We start from the raw sequence: 23,620 nt of genomic DNA, 5'->3' as shown, positions 1-23,620 counted from the left end.
TCCTACACCCAGGCGCCCACGAGGGTAAAGGGGGCCCAGTAGTACGGCGAGGTCCAGCGCGGGTCCGCCTTGGTGTCTACGATGGCCTGGCGCAACGCGTCCGCCTTGTCGAGCCGGGACAGATGCTCGTAGAAGCGCCGCATCAGGTGGGCCGTCGAGGCGTCGGCAACTCGCCATCGGCTGACCACGAGACTCGCCGCCCCGGCCAGGAGGAACGCCCGGGTGAGACCGACCAGCTCGTCTCCGGGGTGGCGGGTGTTGACGCCGGTCTCACATCCGCTCAAGGTCACCAGCCAGGCCGACATGTCGCCTATGTCGCGAGCGGTCAGCATCTCGCCTCCGGCCAGTTCAAGACCGGAGGCGAGAGCGTCCGTCTCGTCGAAGCGCGCGTGCCCGGCGAAGTGCACGATGTCGGCGCGCGACACCGCATCGGCGAACGCCTGCCGCGTGACCCGCTCACCCACCTCAGCGGTGGCTCCGAGCCGGGCCGCCACGGCGGCGGCCTCCGCCCGGGCCTCCGGGAGATCACCGCGCGGATCCCCGAACACTGCCGCCGAGCCGCGTCTGCTGCGGGCCCGGTGACGTTCACCGATGGCGTGCAGAACGGACGCGCTGGGCGCGTAGCAGACAGGGTTCCTGTCGATGAGATGGCCGCCGTCCACGCGCAGCGCGTGCAGGGGAAGGTAGTGCAGCAGGCCGTGGGGCACCAGAACCACCAGGTCGCCCGGTTCGCTCCACCGGGCCAGCGGCTCGATCAGCCGGTCGTGGGCGTACCAGAGCTCCTCCAGTCCCATCGAGACCAGCTCCCGTACGCCGCCCGCGTGCCCGAAGGTCGTGACCACGAATCGCCGCAGGTCTTCCCGGACCAGGGGCAGCCGCACGATCTCGGGCTCAGCGAGCTCCGCCGCCACGCGGAACAGGACGACCTCGTCGCTCACGGTGAAGAACTCGACCATGACCGTCCGGCGCCCGGACGCCGACAGCAACGCCCGGACATCCTCATAGGCCAGCGGAGCGCCGTTCTCGGAAGGCATGCCGCAATCGTCGCACGGGCGTTGCCGCCGCTCTTCGGGACGCCCGTGCCCGCCACAGTGCCGTCCCCGCGCCCACGAGCAGGAGCGCGACCCCGATGAACGCCGTGGCGCTGGCCTTGACCGCGCCGGTGAGCAGCGATCCAGCAACCCGGAGCAGCTCATCCCAGCACGCGGTCCGTGAGCATGGTGATCAGGCCGCTGCGTCCTGCCACCTGCTGGAGAAGCTCGTGGCGGGGCATGGGCGTGTCCTCGCCCCAGACGTCCACCGCGCAGGTCCGGCGCGGGATCTCGACGGCGTTGCCGGGCAGGCGCCGGGTGACGAACACGGATGTCATGACGGCGGAAACAAAGGCCCCGTCCCGGGCGTGCAGGCCAGTCCGCGCATCCGTGCACACGACTTCGAAAAGTGACAACCGGCTTGCGGCCTCGATCATGCTGGAGCGCCTGTCGGCCCCCGCACCGGACGCGCCGGTGCCGGTCCTGCTCCCCGCCGTCACCTGGGATCCTCTCGCGGAGGGATTGAAGACCTGGATCGAACGTCAGCTCCGCGAGAACTACCCCGGCCCGGGCTCGCTGACGATCGACGATGTCCTGCCCGTGGTCGACGGTGTCGACGAACTGAACCCGAAACGACGAGAGCGGGCCCTCGCGTGCCTGAACGCGGCGATCGGCCAAGGACACAGGCTCGTCCTCACTTGCCGGTCCCAGGAGTACGCGGAGGCGAACGCCTTCCCGGCGGGCTTCGACGTACTCGAACTCGAGCCGCTCAGCGTCTGCCAGGTCGCCTCGTTCCTCCGCGATCACCTACCGGCGTCTGCTCTCCCCCTTTGGGAGCCGATTTTCGAGACCCTGCGGGACGACCCTAATGGCGAGTTCGCGGCGATGTGCTCGTCACCGTTCATGTTGACGATGCTGCTGAGGGCCTACGGGCCCGGAGGCATGGGCAGGGACCCGGCAGAGCTCCTGGCGCCAGCGCAGGGGGAAGCACACGCCACCGCACTGATCAGCGGTTATGTCTTCTCCTTGGGGCGGTCGAGCTCCTATCCCGCCGAGCGTCTGACCGCGTGGCTCGGCTCTGTGGCCGCCCACCTCGATCGTCTCGGCACCAGCGGCTTCGCCTGGTGGCGGCTCGACCTGGTGTTGCGGCCCGCGACGCGCCTGGCCGCGGTGGGCGTGCTGTGGCTCGCCCACCTGGCAGTGGCCTTTGTGATGACCGGCGCGTCTGTGGTGGATCTGCTGGTGCCCGCCTCGGCCACCGCCGTCGTGCTGGCCCGGGGAACGCTGATCACACCACGCTCGCCGGCGCCCAGGCGGTTGTACTCGGCGCGGAGTTTCGCCGGGAGCATGCGGAGCCAGGCGTGGCGCGCGCTGCTGACCGTCGTGGTGTCCGCGCGGGCCTCTTGGGGGTTCACGCCGGGATGGCGGGTGATGGCGACGGCCGTGATGGGCATCATCACCGTCATGACAGACTCCCCCGCAGTGATCGCCCGCGCGCAGCTCTACACGCTGGCACGAGAGCTCCCCCACGGTGACGAGAACGGATTTGACGCCGAACTCAACGGCGTACCGTCGCCACATGTCCAACCCTATGTATGAAAGTTCATCCGGAGCAGAAATCGCCTGTATGGTCAACACGAGCCAGATCGCTTTCGTCGGGACGGCCCGTCATCCATGGAGTCGCTGGCGCGCTCGCGAGCGATCCTCCCTTGTGAGAGCCGTGGCCAAGCTCGACGGAAGGTTCCCGACCCCACGCGACACGCCCCTCACCACGCCCGCCGCCCGCAAAGGGCTACGCCTGGCCCGTTTCGGCCTCGTGCTCACCCTTGCCCTGATCGGCACGGTCCTGCTCAGCGCCGGCGTGTTCACCAGCGCCCTGTGGTTGCTCGGCTTCCCAGCCCTGACACCGAGCGCAAGCGGCATCTCCCTGGCTCGGCTGCTGGACCCGCTGAAGCTGTCCTTAGCCGTGGTGGCCGGCGTCGGCGGCGTTATCGCCTTGGTCGTGGCTTATCGTAGGCAGAAGGTCATCGAAGCCGCCGAGCACCGCCAGCAAGCCGCCGAACAGCGCGCCGATGGGGCCCATCAGCGCGAGGCCACCAAGCTGTTCAACGAGCGCTTCGCCACAGCCGCCCCTATGCTCGGCCACGACGCCCCCGCTGTACGGCTGGCCGGCGTGCAAGCCCTCGCGGGCCTGGCTGATGACGCCCCGACCCGCGAACTGCGCCAGATGGTGATTGACGTGCTGTGCTCCTACCTGCGCCTACCGTACAAATCGAACCCGGGCGAGGACAGCGACGCTGACGAGCGACTGTCGTTCGCCAGGCTGCGCGAGGTGCGCCACACCATCATCCGTATCATCACCGCCCATCTCCGCGACAGTGCCTCGAGGTCTTGGCAGGGTACGATTTCGACTTCACCCGCGTGGTCTTCGACGGCGGGTACTTCATCAGAGCGACGTTCTCCGGCGGCACGGTCAAATTCTCCAGCGCGGTGTTCTCCTCCGGTGAGGTCTACTTTGGCGGCGCGACATTTTCCGGGGGGAACGTCGACTTCGGCGGCGCGACGTTCTCCGGCGGCAGGGTCAGCTTCCGCAGGGTTCGCGACTGGTCTTGTCCTCCCATACTGCCGAAGCCGGTGCTGGCCGGGGTGCTGCTGCCCGAGCAGGAACCGAACCCAGTGGAGGCCGAGCTGAAACACCCAGAGTCCAGAGAGCCTGTCGACGGGGTAGCGGGGTGACAGGCGCTTTCGACTGGTCGAAGGCGAAGGCGAGGGCGATGGCTTGCTTGGTCCAGCCGAGGCTGAGGTACAGCCGGGTGAGGTTTCCGTCCAGCCTGGCGTAACGCGCGCGCCACAAGCCGGGATTGCGCTGGGCCGCGGCCGCGTACAGCCGCCGCGCCTGGCGCAGCTGCAGCAGCGCCTCCCCTGTGCGGCCTGTCCGCCGTTGCAACCAGCCGAGATCTTCAAGTGCGCCGGCCAGGAACCCTGGTCCTTGCTAGGCGTCCGAGCCAGGTCCTCCCTGTGCAGGGTGATGGGTGGTTGAGGTCGTGTTCGGCCTCCTCCAGCCGCCCCAGATAGATCCGCACTCGCCCTCGCGCGTCCAGCGCATCGGCGAGGCAGGCGCGGATCCGGTCGGGAGTGCGCATCATCTCCTGCTCCAGCACGGTGACGGCACGGTCCAGGTCGTGTTCGCAGGCGGGGTCTCCGAGCAGCCGTCGTGCCCGGCCGCACAGTTTCAGGGCGCGGCCGCGAAGCATACGGGAGGAAGCCGAGGCGTCCGTGAGCCGATGCTCGGCCAGGGCGAGCGCCTCGGTGGCGCTTGCGAGAGCCACCGTTATCTTGGGTTTTCAAGCGTTCTCGCTGGTCAGCTGCTTGAAGGACTGTCAGGCACGTAAGGCAAGTAGGCTGCTCGCGTTTGCCGCGCAGGTGGATCGCTGAGGCAGAGGGCTGGAGGTCTCGGGAAACGATCGACTGGCTGGCTCGGGAAGAGAAGATCCCACCACTCGCCGCACGAAGCGGAACGTGGCTTCAACTCGTCCGTGAGGCCCCACCCTCCGTACTCGCGCAGGCTCTCGGTGTTCATCCGACCACGGCCATGCGGTATGCCAAGCTCGCGGGTGCGGCCTTTCTCAGCCATCCCCGGCCAGGCGATATCCATGGATGACCAGAAAACACCAGCTGAAACGCCTTTGCGTGCTGGCCGGGCGAGCTGTGATCATGCAGTCGTGAACGACGCCAGCGCGCTATTCCGTGAACTCCGTCGGTCTTTGGAGGCTTGATCATGTCGTCCGATTCCGTGGAAGCCGTACTGGTCATCGTCGACCGGGACGGCGCCGTGCTGTGCGACACGGCCAGCGGCATTCCGGCGCTGCCGCGGATGCGGTTCGACGTCAGGTTGCCGCCGATGGACAGCGAGTTGACCGATCGCGTGCGCTGCGAATTCGGGCTGATCACTGTGGTCCTGGAGCCATTGGACTTCACGACAGTGGTCCTGCTGGCGTTGGGCGGAGCGCGGCCGGTCTGCGCCGATGGGTTCGCGTGGCACGGTCATGATGCGGTGAGCGGGCAGAGCCTGGTCCTCGACCGCCGGGCGGCGCGATCCCGGCCACTCGCCTCCGACTGGTTCAGGCCGGGCTGGTTCGAGCGAGCCGAGTCCTACATCGACGGGGAGATCAAGGCTGCCGGTCGCGGGCGGCTCGGTCCTAGCCGTCAGATCAAGCACTGGAGCATGTCCGCCGTGCTCCGCACGCCGACTGACCGGGGTGACCTGTTTCTGAAAGCGGTCCTGCCGAGGCTGGCGCACGAACCGGATATCACTCGATACCTGGCGTCATTGCGCATCGCGCCGTTCGCCACCATCACCGCGATCTCACCCGATGACCGCTGGTGGCTCGCCGAGGACTTCGGCGGTGTGGACGGCTGGGCGGTCTCCACAGAGCAGCGTCGCGCGTGTCTGATGCAGCTAGTCATGGTGCAGAGGGAGACCATCGGCCGCGGGGACGAGTTGATCGCCGTGGGGTGCGTCCCGCTCACGCCGGCCTCGCTGGCTGACGGCGTGCGGTCAATCCTGGCCCGCGACGACATCTGGCGGGCGCCCAAGCTTCCGAAGAACCTGGATCGGGCGCTGAGCGGTGAGGAGGCCGACCGGCTGCAGGCGCTGACCCCGTACCTGGTCGAGTGCGCCGAGCGCCTGGACGAGGCGGCCATCCCGGCGACGATCGTCCACCGCGATTTCCACCTGGGCAATGTGGTCGTGCGCGACGACGAGATCCTGTTGCACGACTGGAGCTTCGCCACTCTCACGGACCCGTTGTTCGATCTGGCCTCATGGCTACTCGACGCGTCCGAGCCGGACGCCGCAAGCTACCTCGACGCCTACTTCGACGCCTGGGCCGACACCGTCACTCCGGAACGGATGCGGAGCGCATGGCGCGTGGCAAAGCCGCTCGCCGCGGTGGTGGAGATGATGAAGCTGATCGAGCTGGCCGACATCGTGGGACCGGACCACGATTTCAATTGGCTACCGATGACCTACGGCTGGGGGCGGCGGCTGCTGAACGCGGCCACCGACCCCGACCTGACCATCCACGGTTGGCGAAAGTAGGGCTCATCGCGGGTGCCAAACTGGCGACCTCGCGTAATCAAGTGTCGCGTGTTCGCGCCCTCTGGAACTGCAATGGTCACACGGCGTAGTAGCCAGCGGATGAGCGAGGCCACGGGACGTCAGGCCGGACGGCGTCTGCTTCCTTCCGGTGTGAAGGTGAAGGTGTCCTTGAACGCTTCCCTGCCGAAGCGGAGGGCCAAGAGGACGGGTTCGTCATAGATGGAGCGCCAGATCTTGTCGGTTTCGTCGGGGCCCCCGTTCCAGAGGTGAAAGAAGATGATCGGTTCCGTCGCTTGTTCGGTCAGGTAGGCGAGTGTCTTGCCGAAGCGGGGGTTGGTGCCGCCGAGAAGAATGGAAGGTGGGCCGAACTCCTCTTGCACGTCGGTGAGGGTGCGGTCGTGAGCAGCCCAAGTGGTGAGTTTGCGGCGCAGGGACGCGTGATCTTCTTCCGTCAGGGTTCGGTCGGCCTGTAGCCACCCGGCATCGTGGGCGAGCTCGGCATAGATCGAGGCGACGCCGTCGTCGCAGGGACGAGGCAGGACGGCGGCGAGCGCTCCGGTCACGCCGAGGGAGTTGATGGCGCCCCGCACTTCCAGGGACTGCAATGCCTGCGCCCACTCCGTCTCCTGGTGTTCGGCGTAGGCCAGGTGATCGAACAGGAGGCGCAGGGCTGTCTCGCCGCCGAACATGCCGGGTCGGCGAAGCGCCTGGTTGAGATGGTCTTTGAGGTAGGTGCGAATCTCGGCCGCCGAGCGTGGCCCGGGAAGGGTCGTCATGATGCTCATTCCATGTCGCTGTGGTCAGGTGTGGGGGTGTTCGTCGACTGGGGCGTATCGGCTCCAGGGACTTCCGGCTTCGGTCGCGACGCGGCTGGTCTGTTCGTCGCTGTAGCCGAGCATCCGGGCGATCACCGCAGCTGGCGCCTGGAGGACGAGTTGGCGAAGTGCGGCGGTCCTGCCGCTGAGTATGGGGATCTGGTGATCGCGAAGGCGTCGTTCGATGGCGTCGGGCGTCCTGGGCTGTCCGCCGCGGCGGCCGGGGAAGAGCCAGCGGGAGTTTTGGTTGGTGGCCGTGGTCAGGTTGAGACGCTGGTCAAGATGGCGAAGTAGCAACTCGGCGAACGGCTCTGGCAGTGGGGTCGGTGGATCGCCGAGGCAAAGGTTGATCTGGCCGTCGTGATAGCGGACGTCGTCAAGGGTCAGGCGCAAGATCCGGGTCAGTGGCTGGGAGTAGAGCAGCACCAGGGTGGCCGCGACCCGGGTGAGCAGGGGATCTCCTCGTCGGTGAGGAGGCGGCGGAGCACGGCCAGGCGCTGGTGCTGGCTGATGGGCGCGGGGTTGGTGGTGGGCTGGTGCGGAAGGGTCATCCGGGACATGAGCTTGGCGCGCATGGCCCATCGCAGGAAGGCGTGCGTGCGCCGGCGGGCGGTGTAGGCGCCGGCATACCAGGCGTCGATGTCGGCCTGGCCGCAGTTCGGCAGTTCACGATCGCGCTGGCTCAGCCAGCTCAGGAACGCGATGGCCTGCCTGACCTCGATCCGGACCGAGTCGGTTTGCTTGCCGGTCACCGGCCCGCGTTCGGCGAAGCGCCGGAGTCGATGCAGCACGTGCCAGGTGGCGAACCTGGTGGTGACCTGCCGGTGGTCAGGATCGCTGACTGCGGTGAGGGCGTCGCGAAGCCATCGCTGGAACAGGATGAGGTGCCGGTCGGCGCGGGGCAGAACGCCGTGCAGCATCAGTAGGTCTCGCAGGTAGGTCACCGAGCGCCAGGGCGACATCTCATCCAACGTCTCGTGGGTGATGGGCGTTGCCGGGTCGGCCAGTGTCCGGAGCATTTGGTGAACGTGCAGGCGGTGGATCCACTGGATGCCCGCCCTGGGGTTGGTCATCGTGCGAAAGCCCTCGAAGAAGGGCAGCAGTTCGGGCCGGATGGCGCCGTCCCCGTTGTCCAGGACGGCCCGCAGGTCGGCGGTGAGGGCGCACGGACCGCAAAGTCCGCGCCGGTATCTCCATCCTTCCGTCCCGCAATTGTCGCAGGCCAGCGGCGGAATGTTCATGCCTCAGGACGGAGGCGGGCGCGGGTGGGGCGCCTGGCGTTGAGGTTGACCGGGCCGTCGTCTGTGGCGGTCTTGCGGACGACGGCGTTCTCGGCCTTGGTAGCGATCAGCTCGGCTGGGGTGCAGGTGAAGATGTCGCAGAGCGCGGCGAGCACGGGCAGTGAAAGCCGTTCCGGAACGCCGGTGGCCAGCCGGTGCACCTGGGACACCGACAGGTCGATGCCCCGTTCGGCCAGCAACGGGACTAGGTCGCTGATGGTGAAAATGCCGTGGGTGGCCATGACTTCGCGCAGCCGCCATTGGTAGCTGACTTGGCGTTTCATCGGGATCTCCTAGGAGGTTCGAGGGCGGCGGCCAAGGTCTCGTCCAGGGCCTGACGCAGGGTGCGGGTGCGGAAGTCAGAGGAGACACAGGTGTAGAGAGATGTGGTGCTGGCGTGCTCGTGGCCGCACTGGAACTGGACGAACAGCGGGTCGCGGCCGGCCTCGATGAGGTGGGTGACGTAGGAGCGTCTCAGCCCATGGAAGTCGAGGCCGGCATCGAGGCCGAGTGCGTCGCGGTAGGCGGCGAAGCGGGAGTTGATGCGCTGCAGTCCGATCCTGGCACCGCGTTCGGACGGCCAGAGCGCCGAGCTGCCAGGAGGCGCCAACTGCGACCGGAACTCGGTGACCCACTCGTCCAGGACGTCCGCCGTCCAGGGCCAGACGGTGGCGACGCTGCGCCGTTTGGGCGGCGAGCCCTTCTTGGCCTTGCCATAGCGGATGTGAACCAGGCCGTAGTCGCCGAACTCAGGCGCGTGCGGGTTGCGGCCGAAGTCGGCAACATCCAGCATGCGGGTCTCGTTGCGTCGCAGGCCATAGCTATAGGCGATCTTGAACAAGGTGGCGTCCCGGAAGGCAGGTAGCCACCCCTTGCGGCCGCGATCACGCGCTCTGGTCACCTGCTCATCGGCGTAGTCGAAGAAATTCTGCAGCTCCTCGAGGGTGAAGGCCCGCTTCTCGGGCCGGGATTCGGACTCTTGGACATGCGTCGCAGAGTTGCCCTCGTGCACGATCTGGATCGGATACGTACCGAAGCGCTCCTCGCAGACCGCCGCCCAGCCATAGGCGGGATCGACGACGTACTGGCAGAAGGAACGCAACGCGTCCTGGTAGGAGCGCAGGGTGGAATGCGCGCAGCCGTGCACCGAGCGCAGGTCACCGAACCATGCGTCAGCGTGCTGGGCGGTCCACTGCCACGGGAAGTCCTCGGCATGCCGGAGAAAAGAGCGGAGGCGGCCGATGCGCTTGTCGATCGTCGAGAGCCCAGATTCGGCCAGCTGTTGATTGCGCCAGCCATCCACCATCGCCTCGAACACCTGCTCTTGGGGGTGCAGCAACGCCACCCCATCGACCAACTGCAGGCGTGCGGTTCCCGGAAGTCCGTCGCTTGTGCTCGGCACGTTACGCTCCGTCGTTCGCGTTGGATGCGAAATATTTGCATCCAACGCGAACGGTTGTCTCGCACCCCAGGCCACCGCCTCAACCTGTACTGTCTCTCCGCTCCCAAGCGGTGCACAGACGGATAGAGTGCAGAGTGCCGAAAGCATGCACGCAGCAGGTCCTCTATCAAGTCGAGTCGCCGGGACACGAGGTGCCGTCAGTTCGCATCTGATGCGATAGGCGGCGCTCCCGAGATACGGGGAAAGCCGGCTATGAGTCGATCTTGAGAACCTCGGAGCACGTCCACACGAGTCTGGGGCGGGGTACTCGATACCTGGCGCCCGGTTCTCCGTAACGGTGGTACGCGATCTCGGAAGTCGTCTCTCGCCGACAGTAGGAGTTCGGCTCTAGTTTCCAAGTTCAGTCTCGCGCACTGTGTTCGGTCGGCTACAGTTTGGCCAGTTCTGCTGATCGGGGCTGATGGGACTGCTGTGCCCCGATGGCGTCGATCGACAAAACCGCCTATCCGCGGTTCAAGCGGACCATCTCCGAGCGGGAGCTGCGCGAGGCGTACTCGCCGAGTTTGGCGGAGATGGACTGGGCGCGGGAGATGACCGACAGCGACGAGAGTCGGCTGTCGCTGACGGTGTGGCTGAAGTGCTGTCAGCGCCTGGGACGCTTCCCGCGGCTGGCCGAGATCCCGGCCCCGGTGGTCGAGCACGTACGGAACGAGCTGGGCCTGCCTGAACAGATCGGCATGACGGACGTGGCCGAGCGGACGGGACGCAACCACAAGTCGCTGGTGCGAGCCCGGCTGGGGCTGGATGGCGATCAGACCAATGCGCGCAAGCTGGCCGAGCAGGCGATCCGGCAGGCGGCCAAGACCAAGGACCACCCGGCCGACCTGATCAACGTGGCGCTGGAGGAGCTGGCCAAGAACAGCTGTGAGTTCCCGGCGTTCTCCACCCTGGATGACCTGGCCACCTCTGTGCGCGCGGAGGTCAACGGCGCCATCTTCACCCTGGCCTACGGCCGGATGAGCTTCGATGACCACGCGCGGCTGCTGGGGGCGTTGAAGGTGGATCCGGCTACCGGCCGCAGCGGACATGACCGGGCCAAGAAGAGCGCGCCACGGGCCACGGTGACCAAGCTGCGCCTGCAACTGGACCATCTGGCCTGGCTGGATGGCATGGCCGGGGCCAGCGACGGCTGGCTCCAGGGGGTGCCTGCCTCCAAGATCGCCCATTTCGCGGCTGAGGCCCGGGCGCTGGATGCCTCCGAGATGCGTGACTCCGCCGAGGTCAAGCGGAGCGTGCCTGCTGCACCAGGCGCGGGTACGGGCCCGCGACGAGCTGGTAACCATGCTGTGCAAGCGGATGAACACCATGCACAACAAGGCCCGCGAACTGCTGGAGACCATCCGCGCCGAGCAGTGCCAACGTAACGAGCGCATGCTGGCGGTGCTCGGCGACCTGCTGGACGCGGTCAATGAGGTCGACATGGCGGCCCGGAACGCGCCGAACCCGTGGACGGCGGTGCGGCGCCGGCACGAGACCGGCCGGGCGGTGCTGGCGACGATCGAGACCAACGGCGGCCTGTCCGGCCTGGTGGCCGAGCACGAGGCGCTGGCCGCCTTCCACGGTGATAACTACCTGCCGCTGCTGGATCGCTTCTACCGCTCCCACCGGGCTCTGCTGCTGCGCCTGGCCGGCGTGCTGGTGCTGGAGCCGGCCAGTACCGACCGCAGGCAACTGTAGGCGCTGGAGTTCGTACGCGCCAACGCCACCCACACCAGCGAGCTCATCAGCGATGAGTACACGGCCGAGGAGGAGGTCGTCGATGAGACGACCGGCGAGATCTCCACAGTGACGGTGCGCAAGCACGTGGACGTCTCGTTCGCGCCGGAGGCCTGGCAGAAGGTGATCGCCGACAAGCGCCGCCCGGCAAGCTGGTGCGCCGACACTTCGAAATCTGCGTCTTCTCCTGCCTGGCCGACGAGCTGGTGCGCGGCGATGTGGCGGCGGTCGGCTCCGAAGCCTACGCCAACTGGCAGGCCCAGCTGCTGAGCTGGGAGGACTGCCTGCCGCACCTGGCCACCTACTGCGCCGAGGTCGGCCTGCCCGCCACCGCCTCGGAGTTCGTGACGCAGCTGAAGACCCGCATGAAGGACGTGGCCGCGGCCGTGGACGCGGGCTACCCGGACAACGCCGACCTGCTCATCGACGAGCAGGGCCGGCCCTCGCTCAAGGCTCGCAAGTCCGCCGGGCACAGCGCCGAGGCGCTCAAGCTGGCCACGGCCGTCAAAGACCGGCTGCCAGAACGCTCCCTGCTGGAGATTCTGACCCGGACCACCCGGCACCTGCGCTGGTTCCGGCACTTCGGGCCGCTGTCGGGATCGGAGGCCAAGCTGGCCGACCCGCTGGACATGTCGCTGGTACTCAACCAACTGCGCGCAGAGGGCCAGGCGGTGCATCGCGCCGACGTGGCCATCATGTCCCCTTACCAGGAAGACAACGTGCGCCGTTTCGGCGACTACATCTATGATCTGGACTCGCCACTGGAGGACATGGAGGTCAACCTCGATTTCCGCGAGGAAGCCGAGGCGGCGTGAGCGCCGGAAGTGGTGAGCGGCGGGGCCGGCCTTCGAGGCTGAAGGCGGGGCGGTAGGCGGCTTCTGGGCGGCACCCAGGTCTCGCACCCGCCCGGCGTCCGCCCGCAGGGGGGAGCCTGTACCTGACGGATGTACCCTCACCAGAGCGCTGGTGGCTCGTTTCGGCGGGCTGCAATCTGATCGGCATGACGACAGAAACCTTTCGAGAGGTCGCGAGGCTAGGGCTTCGAGGCTGGCTCATCCTCCTCACCTTGTGCGGCGCGACCTTCATGACCGGCCTGGACTACTCGATCATCACGGTGGCGCTGCCGGAGATCGGCCGGGAGCTGGGCTTCTCCAGCGCGCCGGCGCTGCAGTGGGTGGCCACCGCGTGCCTGCTGCCGACGGCCGCGTTGATGCCGCTGTTCGGACGGGCGTCCGACATGGTCGGCAGGCGCCGGTTGTTCATCGCCGGAGTGGCGAGCTTCACCGTGTTCTCCCTGCTGGCCGGGCTGGCGCCTAGCCCGGGGCTGCTGCTGGCGGCACGCGCCGGGCAAGGCGTCGCGGCGGCCATGATCGGCCCGACCGCGCTCGCGCTGATGACCGGCGCGTTCCCCGAGGGACCGCAGCGCACCAGGGCCCTGGGGGTCAACGGCGCTCTGCTGTCGCTGGGGTTCGTCATCGGGACGATCGGCGGCGGGCTGATTACCAGCGGGCTGAACTGGCGCTGGACCATGCTCCTGCTGTTCGGCATCGGCGTCCTGGTCATGCTCGGCGCGATAGCGGTGGTTCGTGAGACGATCGCCCGCAGCCGCGCCAGGCTCGACGTCCCCGGTGCGCTGCTGGCCAGCGGCGGGCTGTTCGCCCTGGTCTACGGCATCTCCACGGGCGGCCAGGCAGGCTGGGGCAGCGTGCCGACCCTCGCGACGCTGCTGGCTGCGGTGCTTCTGCTCGGCACGTTCCTGGTCGTCGAGGCGCGGCATGCGGCCCCTCTCGTCCCGCTGCGCCTCCTGCGGCGTACGACCGTCAAATGGGGCATGACGGTGGGGCTGGTCACCTTCGGGATGTGCGGTGGGGCGACCCTGCTGCTCAGCATCCACATGCAGGACGTCCTGGGGTACTCGCCGCTGCAGACCGGGCTGGGTTTCCTGGGCGAGGGCCTCGCGGCCCTGATCGCCGGGACCTTCGTGGCCCGGCTGATCAGCTCGCGGGGCACGGTGACGACTATCGTGACCGGCCTGACCGTGCAGGCGATTGGTACCGCCGCGATGATGTTCCTGCCCCCTGAGGGCGGCCTGGTCCTGCTGCTGGCGACCTCGGCCACGATGGGCTTCGGGCACGTCCTGACGGTGGTGGCGGCCATCACCACGATCACCTCCGGCCTGAACGAGGCCGACCAGGGCGTCGCGGGGAGCCTGGCCCAGATGCCCACATTCGTCGGCGCCATCGGCGTGGCCGGGCTCACCGCGATCGTCGCCGCCCGTACCGAAGCGCTCGCCCCGGCCACCACCAAGGCGCTGGCCACCCTCGGCGGACTGCACACCGCCTTCCTGGTGGCCGGTGCGGTCGCGCTGCTCGGCGCCGTCGCCAGCGGCGTTCTCCTCCGCCGGGCCAGCACCGGTCAGCCAGCCGAGCCTTCCCTGGCCGCCTGACCGAACAAGCACCTCACCAGAAACCCGCCCGGACTCACGTCCGGACAAGCTCGAAAAGGACATACGCATGAACTCGACCTCCCGACGCATCGCCACGGCACTGACCGGCGCCTTTCTGGCCCTCTCGATGGCGACGGCCGCATCCGCGCAGGCGCCCCTCGATACCGCGTATCACGCGGCTGCGGCGAGCCGCCACAGCGTCTGGACCAGCGGCTGGTCGGCCGCGCCGCAACGCCCGATCTCGGTGTTCACGCCGAACTGGTCTCAGGCAGGCTTCTCCCACTAGACCGTGCGGCAGGTCGTAGGGGTTACCGCGGGCGGGAGCGCGGTACGCATCCGGCTGTCCAACCTCTACGGCCAGGCACCGTTGCAGGTGGCAGGTGCGACGATTGCCCGCGCTGGTGAGGGCGCGGCCGTACGTCCCGGCTCCCTGCGGCCGCTGATGTTTGACCACTCCCCCACGGCGACCATCCCAGCCGGCGCCGAACGAGTCAGCGACGCGGCCGCCCTTCGGGTCAAGCCGGGGGAAGCAGTGACCGTCACCCTCTACCTGGCGGCCAGGACAGGCCCGGCCACTTTCCACTCCCAGTCCTCCGCCACCAGCTACCGCGCGACCGGCGATCACCGGGCCGACCAGGGCTCGGCCGCGTTGATCGAGTCCACCCGATCGTGGTACTACCTGTCGCGGGTCGACGTGCTCGCCGACCGCCCTGCCCGGCAGGACGGGGTGGTCGCCATCGGCGACTCGATCACCGACGGATACAACTCCACCACCGACGCCAACAACCGCTACCCCGACGAACTAGCCGAACGCCTGGCGGCCGCCGGCCGGCCCCGCCCCGTGCTCAACGCGGGTATCAGCGGAGACCGGGTCCTCAACGACTCGGCCTGGTACGGCGACAGCATCGCCACCCGGTTCGACCGCGACGCCCTCGACCAGCCCGGCGTGCGGACGGTGATCGTATTGGGCGGCATTAACGACATCCGCTTCAGCGAGGCCACCGGCGATCCCACCGCCGTACCCAACCCCATGTGTCAGCCGCTCAGCTCATCGCCGCCCATCGCCATCTCATCCAGCGTGCGCACGCCCGCGGCCTCAAGGTGATCGGCGCTACCCTGTTGCCGACCAAGGGCGACGAGCTCACCACAGCGGCAAGCGAGACGGTCCGCGACACGCTCAACCACTGGATCCGCACATCCGGCGAGTACGACGCGGTGGTCGACTTCGACCGCGCCATGGCCGCGCCCACCGACTCCGACCGGCTCAACCCCGCCTACGACAGGGGCGACCACCTGCACCCCAACGATGCCGGCTACCGCCGCATGGCCGAGGCCTTTGACCTCGACACGTTGTGAACAAGCCGGTGCCCTTGGCGCGGAGCGGACGATCCCGCACCTGGCCAAGGGCACCCTCGTCATCTATCCGGCGGCGACAGTGACCGAGTCGGCCAGCCGCCGCAACCGTCCCTCCGACGGCGAGCCTGCCTCGGCCTGGAACACCGTCACTCCCTGCCCTTCATCGTCGGGCGTTCGCAAGAACTCAGCGGTAAGCGTCATGACCCCCACGTCCGGATGCCGGTAGTCGCGCGAGATGGACGCGCAATTGTTCACCGGATGCTCGGTCCACAGGGCACGGAACTCCGGGCTGAGCGCCAGCAGCTCCTCGATCAGAGCGATCAGCCCCGCATCCCCGGGGAATCGGCTCAGCGACCCCTCCAGATAGGCGATGTCATCGCGGGCCTTCTGCTCCCAGTCAACGTAAAGCCGCCGCGAGAACTCCCACTCAAGAAAGTCGACGCGGACGAAGTTCGGCTTCTCACCACCCTCGAACGGCCAGTGCGGAGCCAGCAGGGCGTGCGCCAAACGGTTCCACGCCAGGATGTCGCCCCGCCTGCCCACCGCGATGGCAGGCGCCTCGATGAACGAATCCACCATCAACTTGATGCCGGGACGCAACAGTTCAGGCCGTACCTTCTCATCGGCCCGCGCAACCCGAGCCAGCCGGCGCAGGTGAGCTACCTCGTCACGGTCCAGCCGCAGGACGCGGGCGACAGAGTCCAAGACCTCGTCGGAGACGTTGGGGCTCTGCCCCTGCTCCAGCCGCGTGTAATAGCCAACGCTGACACCCGCGAGCGGTGCCAGCTCCTCCCTGCGCAAGCCACTCACCCGCCGATGTTTGACTCCGGGACTCAGCCCCACATCCTCGGGCCGAACCCGGGCCCGACGGGATCGAAGGAACTCACCAAGGGCAGAACTGGGATACATGCCACAAAGAATGCCAGGTCAACCGGACTCACAGGAAGCCATCGACGCTGGGAGCAGACGAGCTACACCACCCGGCGCTCAATGATGGACTGGGTCCCGCACCAGCCCGAGGACCGACGACGCCCAATGATGAACTTCATCTTCGATGGGCGGCGCCCTGCCCATCCTGCCCACCATCCGACTGGAGATCAACGAACCCGCACTGCCCGGGATGAACCAGCAGACGATCTCCCTACAGGCCGAGCAAACCGATCCGGGTGACTTCCGAGATTTGTTCAATCTCGGAAGTAGCCTCCCAGATGAGAGTTCCGAGATTACGCGCTCCGAACCCTCACAGGTGCCCGGATCCGCTCCGCCCTCACCGCACTGGACGACTTCCACGTCCGCCGAGGCTTGGGCAAGGCCGACATCGCCCGCGAAGACCTGCCCAAAAGCGCACCACGCGCCCTGGAGGAGCGCGCCCGCATCCGCTGGCTGCGCGCCGTGGAGGCACATCTGTCCCCCCGGGGCCGGTGCATCGCGCTGATCCCGTACTACGCCGGCGCCCGCATCAGTGAGATCGTCCGCCTCGACGTCGACGACATCCAAACGTCGGCCCGCAAGGGCCGGCTGCGCCTGTATGGCAAGGGCGACAAGTTCCGCGAGGTCGACATCCACCCCAAACTCCGCACCGAACTGCAACTCTGGCTCGACGAACGCTCCGACTGGCCCCACGCCAGCGACAACCGGGCCCTGTTCCTCAACGCCAAGGGCGGACGGCTGACCACCCGGGCTGCAGGCGGCATCATCGCCGAGATCGCCCAGACAGCCGGGCTGGGTGATCCCACCACGGCACATGTCCTGCGCCACACGCTCGCCACCACGCTGGTTCGCGGCAAGATCGATTTGGTCTTGGTCGCCGAGATCCTTGGCCACGCCCGCCTGGAGACCACTCGCCGGTACAGCTTGCCGTCCGACAAGGACAAGGAGGACGCCCTCAAATTGATCACGGTCGACCGCTGACCGCCCACCCGCCTGCGGAAACGGCCGTCAAGATCGACTTATGGCCGGTTTTACCTGTATCTCGGCTGGACCCGCAGACGTCCTCTCCGAAGCCGCCGGCTCCGCTTTCTCCAGCTCACGCTCAAGATCCTCGTCATCCCGTCCATCATGGCCGATCCGCGCCCAGCCCTCCCGCCACGTCGATGCTGCCCGGAACGCCGGCGTACGTACCTCCCTGCGCCACTGCGTCACTGTGTCGAATGGCCCGCCGTTCGCGCACGCCCGCGCCCCGGCGCTGCGCCTCGTCCCTTCGTCGAAGTCCAGGGGCGATCTTCGCTCGCGTCACCGCCGAGCACGACCCCGCCAATCGGCGCCGCTGTGCCCGCTGACCGCTGCACAAACCCTCCACAGGGCTTCGGCTCCGACACTCTGACCAGCGGTTCAGCGCTCGACTAGCCTTGTTTCTCGTGCTTGGTCCGGCCCTCGGCAGGAGTCTCAGGCTCGGGCTGATCAGATGGGCGGCGGGACTGCTGCTCGTGCAGGAGCGCCTGTGCGACGGCGGCGGCCGTGACGGCCTCTTCGCGTTGCCGCTGGGCGTTCTTCAGCGTGCTCGCGAGGCCGGCGAGTTCGTCCCGCAGGCGTTCCGTCTCGCTGAGGGACGCGGCTCTGGCCTGGTCGGCGAGGGTGCGGGCCTGGTCGGCCACGGCGGCCGCGGTGACGGCCTGTTCGCGCTGCTGCTGTTCGGCGGTGAGTGCCTGGCGTAGCCGGTCGATCTCCTCAGCGTGCGCCCCGGCCGTACCGCGAGCCTGGTCGCGTTCCTGCTCGGCCTTCCGGGTCTGAGCTTCCTGCTCCTGCAGCTGGCGGCGAAGGCCGGCGAGTTCGCGTCGCTCCTTCTCGGCCTGCTGCTCCAGTTCGGTGATGCGGGCGGTCGCCGCGGCGTGTTGGTCGGTGAGTTCGGCGGTTCGCCGGCGGGCGGCGTCACGGTCGTGCTCGGCCTGACGCTGCCGGTCGGCGGCTTCGGTGGCGAGTCGCTCGGCCTGGGTGCGCGCGTTCTGGTGCTCGCCGACCTGGCGCCAGGCGTCCTGTTCCCGTTCCTCGGCACGGTCGCGGGCGGTCTCGGCCTGCGACCTGGCCTGTTCTGCGGCGGCGGTCCGGTTGGCGGCGGTGTCGATCGCGGCCGCGGCGCGCCGCTCAGCCGCCGCGGCGACGGCCCGCGCCTCGCCGGCCGCGCCCCGTGCCTCCTCGGCGGCGTGCTCGGCGGCCTCGACCTGGGCAAGCGCGCCGGCGCTGAGTTCGGTCAACTGGGTACGCAGCGCGTCCTGGGCGGCCTGCCACTGCTCACCGGCGGACAGCAGCGGGCCGAGCAGGTCCTGGACGCGCAGCAGGGCGTTGGCGACGGGGGCCGCGTGGGCGGTGGTGCGCACCCGGTAGGCGGCGGCGCGGCAGGCGTCACTGCAGTACTTGGCCCGGCTGCTGCGGCCGGGCAACGCCTTGGCGCAACCCGGCCCGGCGCATCGCGGCGCATCTTCCAGAGGGTCGGTCGCGTTTTCGGCGGTCGTCGTTTGACCGGCTGTGTCGCCGGTCGTGGCGGCAACTGTCTCGCCGGTCGTCTCTGCAGGGGTCTCTGGGGCCGCGGTGCGCTGATCTTCTGCCACGAGAGACAGGTTAGCGTTCGTAGCGATCGAACGCATCTGTTTCGTACGTTCGCAAACGGAACGCTGAAGTGCCGCTGACCCGTGATAACCTTCCTTATCGTGGGTCAGGATGGGAGCCCGAAGCGAGGCAGGGGGACAAGGGTGGGTGACGGTGAGTGGATGCTTCCGGCTGCAGCGAAGGGGGAGTGGGGGCCGGGTGACGCGCTTCCCGAGAACGCGGACGCGCACACCGCCGCCGACTACACCCTCAGCCCTCGCACCCAGGCCCTGATCGCCGACGGCGTTCCGGCCAACACCCGCCGCGCCTACACCCGACAATGGGCCGCCTTCACCGCCTGGTGCGCGCGAAACGGCCGCATCGCGCTGCCCGCCACCGCACACACCCTGGCCGAGTACGCCTCCGGCCTCTGCGCGGCCGACCAAGCCCCGGCCAGTATCGAGCAGGCCATCGCCGCCGTACGCACGATGCACCGCCTGGCCGGCCACACCGGGCAACCCGCCACCGAATCGGCCCGCCTGGCGCTGCGCGCCTACAAGCGCCGCCGCGCCGAAGCCGGCGGGCGCGGCCAGCGCGAGGCGCCGCCCATCACCATCGACGCGCTGCGCGCCATGGTGAGCGCCTGCGACCTCGGCACCCCCGCAGGCCGCCGCGACCGGCTCCTGCTGGTGCTCGGCCTGGCCCTCATGGGCCGGCGCAGCGAGCTCGTCGCGCTCACCCGGGAGGACGTACGCCAGGTCGCCGACGGGCTGGAGGTCACCATCCGCACCTCCAAGACCGACAAGGACTCCACCGGCGAGACCATCGCCATCCCGCGCGGCACTCACCCGCTGACCGACCCTGTCGCCGCCTGGCGCGACTGGCTCCAGGTGCTCGACCAGGCCGGGCAGACCTCAGGTCGGCTGCTGCGCCGCATCGACCGGCACGGCACGGTCGGGCTCTCGCTCGGCGCCGACGCCGTCAACGTCATCGTCCGCGCCCTCGCCGTACGCGCCGGCGTTCCCTCGGCGGAGAACGTCACCGCACACAGCCTGCGCGCCGGCGGCGCCACCGTCGCCTACGCCGCGGGCGTCCCCGTCGCGGTCATCGCCAAGCACGGCCGCTGGGCCCCCGCCTCACCCGTCGTGCTGCGCTACATCCGCGCCGTCGACCGCTGGCGCGACAACGCCATGCGCAACGTCGGGCTCTGACCGCGGTCGCGTGCTGGAACCCGCGACGTGGCTCACGTCCTTGGTGTGAGACCGGAATACCAGCGAAGCGGGCCACGACCCGGTTTCACCGCTGGTAGAGACCTGTCGTTAACGAAGTTGCCACCAGGTACATGCGATTGCGTTATCCCTGCTCAGAGCAGCCTGAATCGGAAGTGGCCAACTGTGCGATCAATGCGCGGCTCGGTCGCGGCATCGGCGGGCGGCGTCATAGGACAGCGGCCCGCCGCGGCCGTTGATGGAGGCGCGAAACAGCGGCCCGGCGGTGTAGCCGGCGGGGGTCAGGTAGAGCTTGAGCAGGGCGACGTAGCCGCGGTCGTCCGAGCAGGACGGTGCGCAAGCTTCCGCCCTTGCCGTGGATCTGGACGTGTTGTCGTCCAGGCGCAGGTCGAGGTCTTCGACGTGCAGGCCGCGCACTTCGGAGGGGCGGGCGCCGCAGACGTAGGCGGTCTCGAACAGCACCCGGTCCCGTAGCCGGTCCAGTGGCGTCTCCTTACGCGGCCGCCGTGAGCAGATCTCCGCCAGCACCTTGGCCACATCGGCCGCGCTGGCGGGACGGGGCAGGGCCTTCGGGACCTTGACGGTGTCGATGCGGTCCATCGGGTTGGCGGCCAGCAGGTCGTGGCGGACGGCCCACTTGGCGAAGGAGGCGACGGCGGCGCGCTTGTGCTTGCGGCTGGCCGGCGACAGCTCGGTGAGTTCGGCCAGGAACGCGCGGACCGGCGTCGCGGTCAGCTGGCCGATGGCCATGTGAGGACTTTGCGTGGCAATGCGGGGATCCGGTCTCCCCGAAGCCGAACACGCGTGCGGCAAGATGATCCACTGTGCTCCTTCGCCTGCCCTGCCTTACCGTCACGAACATCGTCGTGCAGGTTGGCGAATGGTCAGCGGCAACGGGCTTGTCCGCCAAGATCCGCTCTCAGCCGGCGGTCCCGTCCGCCGCGCTGAGGGCGAACAGGATGCCGTTCGAGCCGCCTACATAGACGTGATCGCCCGCCACCACGGGTCCGACCATGACGTGCGTGACACCTGTCTGGAAGCTCCACCGGTCCGTCCCGGTGACCGCGTCGAAGGCGTGCAGCACCCCCTCCTCGTCGCCGACATACTCCGCCTCGCCATGAATTACCACCTCGGTCGAGGGGTCGTCGGGCAGGGCCCGGCTCCACTGCTGCACGCCGGAGGCGGAGTCCAGGGCGTGCAGCAGTCGCTCGTCAGGCCCGAGGATGTACGCGAGGTCCTGGGTGGCGGCCACTCTCCCGGAAACTTCCCGGACGGGCTCGCCCAGGAAGCTCCACCGGCGCTTTCCAATGGTGGCGTCCAGCGCGTACGTCCGGCCCTCACCGGTGACGTACACCGTGCCGCCAGCCGCGATGACAACCGAGTCGATCGAGCCGGACAGCCAGGTACGCCACCGGGTCTTTCCCGTGGCGGGATCCAGCGCGTACGCGTAGCCGTTGCCGTCCCCGGCGTAGACCGCGCGTTCGTTCACCGCCATCGCCCTGCCGCCGAGCCTTGCCCAGTGCCACCGAACCTTCCCTGACATCCGGTCCAGCGCGACGACGCCTCCGCCACCGCTGGCGTACAGGAGACCTCCGACCTCCGACAGAGTGCCGATGTCCTCATTCCCGCGTTCCCGGTACCGCCACCGCTGCCGCCCGGTGGCCTTGTCCAGGGCGACGACCCCATTCTCGCCAAAGACGTACACATGGTCGCGCCCGAGTACGACATCGTCGTTGGACGACATCTGATAACGCCACCGCTCGCGGCCCGTGGTGGCGTCGATCGCGTAGGTCCTCTCCTCTGCTGTCCCGTACACGACCCCGTCCACCACCGCGAAGAAGGACCACACACTGGTGGGCACGGTCCACCGTGGGCGCCCCGTGGTCTCCTCCAGCGCGTAGAACTTGTAACGATCGCCCTCGAGATCATCGCCCATGACATACACGACCCCGCCGTTCACCACGGGGGCGTCGCGAAGCCACGAGTCGGTGACATGGCTCCACCCGCTCCCGTGCACCGGACGCCCGCGGCCCGAGCCCCCCAGATTGGCGCGGATACGCGGAGCGAGGAGCCGCAGCACGCTCGGGCTGTCGGTGTTCAGTTCGGCGATGACCGGTCCCACGTTGACCAGCGTGTTGCCTCTCCGGCCCACGCCGTACACGTCCGGCATCGCCGAGAAGAGCCCGTCGCCATCGGCGACGGGGTCATAGTCGCAGCCGACGCTCTCGCTATCGCCGCACTGCCGCCTGAGCTCATTCACCGCGGCGTCGAACAGCGCCCGCGCCTCAGCGCTCGATCTCGCCACCCAGGCCACCGACACCGAGACCACCGCGCCGCTGTCGGTGGGGGGAATCCAGTCGCAGGTGGCTGGCTTCGGCCATGTCAGGTCCCCCAGCGCCCACCGGTAGGGGACCGGCCGGTAGCCGTCGGCCACGACCCGCAGGTCATGAGCGGTCAGCAGCGTACAGGCGTCCGGCCATGCGGCGGGATCGACCCCGCCCAGCGCGGCCGGGCCCGGCAGATGCCCGCGAACCCGCCGGTACGCCGTGATGTGCCCGCTGCTCTCGTCCTTGACGTATACGAAGGCCAGGTCGCCGGCCGTGCCCAGGAGCTGACCGGCCGAAGCCGGGATATCCAGGGGAAAGGCGCCCAGACGGCCGCTGCCGGACTCGATCGACGTCAGGTACGCGGGCAGCGGCCGCGCGCTGTCGAACCCCTCCAATTCGGCCGCTGGAGCAGGAGGTTCGCCGAACTCCAGGCGCTGGAGGGGCTGGCTCCAGCGGTCGAGCGGGGAGTCCAGCGTGGGCCGTGCGCTCAGAGCGGGCAGCAGCTGCCCGTCCTGCGTGAACGTGAAGACGAAGTCGTCCGTGAAGCCGAGGTCGTCGCCGGCCACCCAAACCTGTGTGGTCCCCTCGGCGGAGACCTGGAGCTCGACGCCGGGCGAAGTGTCCGCGTCACCCCCCGGCCTGCGCAGCGACGTCAGCGGGCGCGTCCAGACCTGCCGCAACGTGTTCGGGTCCATTGCCGTGACCCGTACGCCGTCCGGGCATTGCTCGGCGAACACGATCAACCGCGTCGAGGCGCCTTGGGAGGACGGCTGGCAGCCGACGGGACGGACCACGCGGGCGAGCGTCCGCCCGTCACGCACGTCAATGGATCGTAGGGGCACCGTACCCTTTTTTTCTCGCCCGACGACCACGACGGCGTGCTCGGTCACCATGATCGGCGGCCCTTCGTTCTCGACCACATCAGTGATCGTCTTCCAGACGTGCTCGCCGTCGGCCAGCTTGTACCCGTGCAGGGACCGATGCGCCGGACTGGGCGCCTTCGTGGCCATGACGAGCATCCCGGCGGCCGCCCCAAGGCCGGTCGGCTCGCGAGGCGCCGCGACCACACGCCGGACCGCGCCCGTCCGCGGATCGCGGACCTCTACCGTCCGTTGCCGCGTCGCCACCACCAGACCGTGCGCCGACACCGCCGCGATCGGCGTGTCATCATCCGGCGTCATGACGGGATCGACGGCCATCGACCACGCCGCCCGCCATCCCACCTCCGCCAGCGGCCACCGCGGATCGTCCCCGGCCGCCACCGAGCCGGTCACCAGCAGCACCGCCAGCAACACGATGACGGCACCCGCACCACGCACGCTCACCATCCCATCG

At 68.7% G+C, this 23,620-nt stretch carries 25 protein-coding genes; 12 read left to right on the top strand and 13 right to left on the bottom strand.

Annotated elements, in window-relative coordinates; all coding sequences use genetic code 11:
• Positions 1 to 2: 2 nt before the first annotated feature.
• Entirely contained in the window at positions 3 to 1,034 is a 1,032-nt protein-coding gene (locus OIE67_RS21215) for a CHAT domain-containing protein (RefSeq protein WP_326642929.1), read from the bottom strand.
• A gap of 158 nt (positions 1,035 to 1,192) precedes the next feature.
• Entirely contained in the window at positions 1,193 to 1,468 is a 276-nt protein-coding gene (locus OIE67_RS21210; RefSeq protein ID WP_326642927.1) for a hypothetical protein, read from the bottom strand.
• Here OIE67_RS21210 and OIE67_RS21205 point away from each other — a divergent pair.
• Positions 1,467 to 2,630 (top strand): hypothetical protein, encoded by a 1,164-nt coding sequence (locus tag OIE67_RS21205; protein ID WP_326642925.1) that lies wholly within the window; start codon positions 1,467 to 1,469, stop codon positions 2,628 to 2,630. The two genes, OIE67_RS21210 and OIE67_RS21205, sit on opposite strands and share 2 nt — an antisense overlap.
• Before the next feature lie 361 nt (positions 2,631 to 2,991).
• On the opposite strand, the gene OIE67_RS21200 is transcribed toward OIE67_RS21205, so the two are convergent.
• Entirely contained in the window at positions 2,992 to 3,177 is a 186-nt protein-coding gene (locus OIE67_RS21200) for a hypothetical protein (protein WP_326642923.1), read from the bottom strand.
• 275 nt (positions 3,178 to 3,452) lie between these two features.
• Here OIE67_RS21200 and OIE67_RS21195 point away from each other — a divergent pair, with 275 nt between their 5' ends.
• The gene (locus tag OIE67_RS21195) at positions 3,453 to 3,767 is read left to right on the top strand and encodes a pentapeptide repeat-containing protein (protein WP_326642920.1); all 315 of its coding nucleotides are present in this window, start codon (positions 3,453 to 3,455) and stop codon (positions 3,765 to 3,767) included.
• 224 nt (positions 3,768 to 3,991) lie between these two features.
• Here the strand turns inward: OIE67_RS21195 and OIE67_RS21190 are convergent, their stop codons facing one another.
• Positions 3,992 to 4,360, bottom strand: coding sequence for a hypothetical protein (locus OIE67_RS21190; RefSeq protein ID WP_326642918.1), 369 nt, complete (start codon positions 4,358 to 4,360; stop codon positions 3,992 to 3,994).
• Positions 4,361 to 4,824: 464 nt separating this feature from the next.
• Here OIE67_RS21190 and OIE67_RS21185 point away from each other — a divergent pair, with 464 nt between their 5' ends.
• Positions 4,825 to 6,132: an aminoglycoside phosphotransferase family protein gene (locus OIE67_RS21185; RefSeq protein WP_326642917.1), complete on the top strand. Its 1,308-nt coding sequence runs from the start codon at positions 4,825 to 4,827 to the stop codon at positions 6,130 to 6,132.
• Positions 6,133 to 6,251: 119 nt separating this feature from the next.
• Here OIE67_RS21185 and OIE67_RS21180 read toward each other — a convergent pair whose 3' ends face one another.
• Genes OIE67_RS21180 through OIE67_RS21160 form a run of 5 tightly spaced genes read right to left on the bottom strand, consistent with a single transcriptional unit; the run spans position 6,252 to position 9,629 of the window.
• Positions 6,252 to 6,908, bottom strand: a complete 657-nt coding sequence (locus tag OIE67_RS21180) for a hypothetical protein (RefSeq protein WP_326642914.1) — start codon at positions 6,906 to 6,908, stop codon at positions 6,252 to 6,254.
• A 24-nt stretch (positions 6,909 to 6,932) separates the two neighbouring features.
• Positions 6,933 to 7,373: a hypothetical protein gene (locus tag OIE67_RS21175; RefSeq protein WP_326642912.1), complete on the bottom strand. Its 441-nt coding sequence runs from the start codon at positions 7,371 to 7,373 to the stop codon at positions 6,933 to 6,935.
• On the bottom strand, positions 7,349 to 8,188 hold the full coding sequence (locus OIE67_RS21170) for a hypothetical protein (RefSeq protein WP_326642910.1): 840 nt from the start codon (positions 8,186 to 8,188) through the stop codon (positions 7,349 to 7,351). The genes OIE67_RS21175 and OIE67_RS21170 overlap by 25 nt, the downstream gene beginning before the upstream one ends.
• A complete protein-coding gene (locus OIE67_RS21165) occupies positions 8,185 to 8,511 on the bottom strand; it encodes a helix-turn-helix domain-containing protein (RefSeq protein WP_326642908.1) in 327 nt (108 codons plus the stop codon). The genes OIE67_RS21170 and OIE67_RS21165 overlap by 4 nt, the downstream gene beginning before the upstream one ends.
• On the bottom strand, positions 8,508 to 9,629 hold the full coding sequence (locus tag OIE67_RS21160) for a tyrosine-type recombinase/integrase (RefSeq protein WP_326642905.1): 1,122 nt from the start codon (positions 9,627 to 9,629) through the stop codon (positions 8,508 to 8,510). The genes OIE67_RS21165 and OIE67_RS21160 overlap by 4 nt, the downstream gene beginning before the upstream one ends.
• Positions 9,630 to 10,108: 479 nt before the next feature.
• Between OIE67_RS21160 and OIE67_RS21155 the strand changes: the two genes are divergently transcribed.
• From OIE67_RS21155 to OIE67_RS21125, 7 genes are all read left to right on the top strand, one after another.
• Entirely contained in the window at positions 10,109 to 11,053 is a 945-nt protein-coding gene (locus OIE67_RS21155) for a DUF4158 domain-containing protein (RefSeq protein WP_326642903.1), read from the top strand.
• Positions 10,986 to 11,366: a hypothetical protein gene (locus OIE67_RS21150; protein WP_326642901.1), complete on the top strand. Its 381-nt coding sequence runs from the start codon at positions 10,986 to 10,988 to the stop codon at positions 11,364 to 11,366. The genes OIE67_RS21155 and OIE67_RS21150 overlap by 68 nt, the downstream gene beginning before the upstream one ends.
• Positions 11,367 to 11,560: 194 nt before the next feature.
• Positions 11,561 to 12,220, top strand: a complete 660-nt coding sequence (locus OIE67_RS21145) for a hypothetical protein (protein WP_326642899.1) — start codon at positions 11,561 to 11,563, stop codon at positions 12,218 to 12,220.
• A 251-nt stretch (positions 12,221 to 12,471) separates the two neighbouring features.
• Positions 12,472 to 13,851: an MFS transporter gene (locus OIE67_RS21140; RefSeq protein WP_326642897.1), complete on the top strand. Its 1,380-nt coding sequence runs from the start codon at positions 12,472 to 12,474 to the stop codon at positions 13,849 to 13,851.
• A 67-nt stretch (positions 13,852 to 13,918) separates the two neighbouring features.
• Positions 13,919 to 14,137 carry a hypothetical protein gene (locus OIE67_RS21135; protein ID WP_326642896.1) on the top strand — a complete coding sequence of 73 codons (219 nt, stop codon included), beginning with the start codon at positions 13,919 to 13,921 and terminating at the stop codon, positions 14,135 to 14,137.
• A 3-nt stretch (positions 14,138 to 14,140) separates the two neighbouring features.
• On the top strand, positions 14,141 to 14,956 hold the full coding sequence (locus OIE67_RS21130; protein ID WP_326642895.1) for a GDSL-type esterase/lipase family protein: 816 nt from the start codon (positions 14,141 to 14,143) through the stop codon (positions 14,954 to 14,956).
• On the top strand, positions 14,884 to 15,207 hold the full coding sequence (locus tag OIE67_RS21125) for a GDSL-type esterase/lipase family protein (protein WP_326642893.1): 324 nt from the start codon (positions 14,884 to 14,886) through the stop codon (positions 15,205 to 15,207). Before OIE67_RS21130 ends, OIE67_RS21125 begins: the two co-directional genes overlap by 73 nt.
• A 63-nt stretch (positions 15,208 to 15,270) precedes the next feature.
• On the opposite strand, the gene OIE67_RS21120 is transcribed toward OIE67_RS21125, so the two are convergent.
• Complete coding sequence (locus tag OIE67_RS21120) at positions 15,271 to 16,116, bottom strand: helix-turn-helix transcriptional regulator (RefSeq protein WP_326642891.1); 846 nt, start codon at positions 16,114 to 16,116, stop codon at positions 15,271 to 15,273.
• A 393-nt stretch (positions 16,117 to 16,509) separates the two neighbouring features.
• Here OIE67_RS21120 and OIE67_RS21115 point away from each other — a divergent pair, with 393 nt between their 5' ends.
• Complete coding sequence (locus OIE67_RS21115) at positions 16,510 to 17,118, top strand: tyrosine-type recombinase/integrase (protein WP_326642889.1); 609 nt, start codon at positions 16,510 to 16,512, stop codon at positions 17,116 to 17,118.
• A 431-nt stretch (positions 17,119 to 17,549) separates the two neighbouring features.
• Here the strand turns inward: OIE67_RS21115 and OIE67_RS21110 are convergent, their stop codons facing one another.
• Positions 17,550 to 18,584 carry a coiled-coil domain-containing protein gene (locus OIE67_RS21110; RefSeq protein ID WP_326642887.1) on the bottom strand — a complete coding sequence of 345 codons (1,035 nt, stop codon included), beginning with the start codon at positions 18,582 to 18,584 and terminating at the stop codon, positions 17,550 to 17,552.
• Between the two features lie 327 nt (positions 18,585 to 18,911).
• On the opposite strand from OIE67_RS21110, the gene OIE67_RS21105 reads away from it, so the two are divergent.
• A complete protein-coding gene (locus tag OIE67_RS21105; protein WP_326642885.1) occupies positions 18,912 to 19,940 on the top strand; it encodes a tyrosine-type recombinase/integrase in 1,029 nt (342 codons plus the stop codon).
• 189 nt (positions 19,941 to 20,129) lie between these two features.
• Here the strand turns inward: OIE67_RS21105 and OIE67_RS21100 are convergent, their stop codons facing one another.
• Positions 20,130 to 20,708: a hypothetical protein gene (locus tag OIE67_RS21100; protein WP_326642883.1), complete on the bottom strand. Its 579-nt coding sequence runs from the start codon at positions 20,706 to 20,708 to the stop codon at positions 20,130 to 20,132.
• A gap of 169 nt (positions 20,709 to 20,877) precedes the next feature.
• The gene (locus OIE67_RS21095; protein ID WP_326642881.1) at positions 20,878 to 23,613 is read right to left on the bottom strand and encodes an outer membrane protein assembly factor BamB family protein; all 2,736 of its coding nucleotides are present in this window, start codon (positions 23,611 to 23,613) and stop codon (positions 20,878 to 20,880) included.
• Positions 23,614 to 23,620 lie beyond the last annotated feature (7 nt).

Origin of the sequence: Nonomuraea fuscirosea (assembly GCF_035917475.1) — a bacterium.
GTDB lineage: Bacteria > Actinomycetota > Actinomycetes > Streptosporangiales > Streptosporangiaceae > Nonomuraea > Nonomuraea fuscirosea.
Note: the sequence above shows the minus strand (reverse complement) of the source record. Positions and strands in the feature narration are given on the sequence as shown.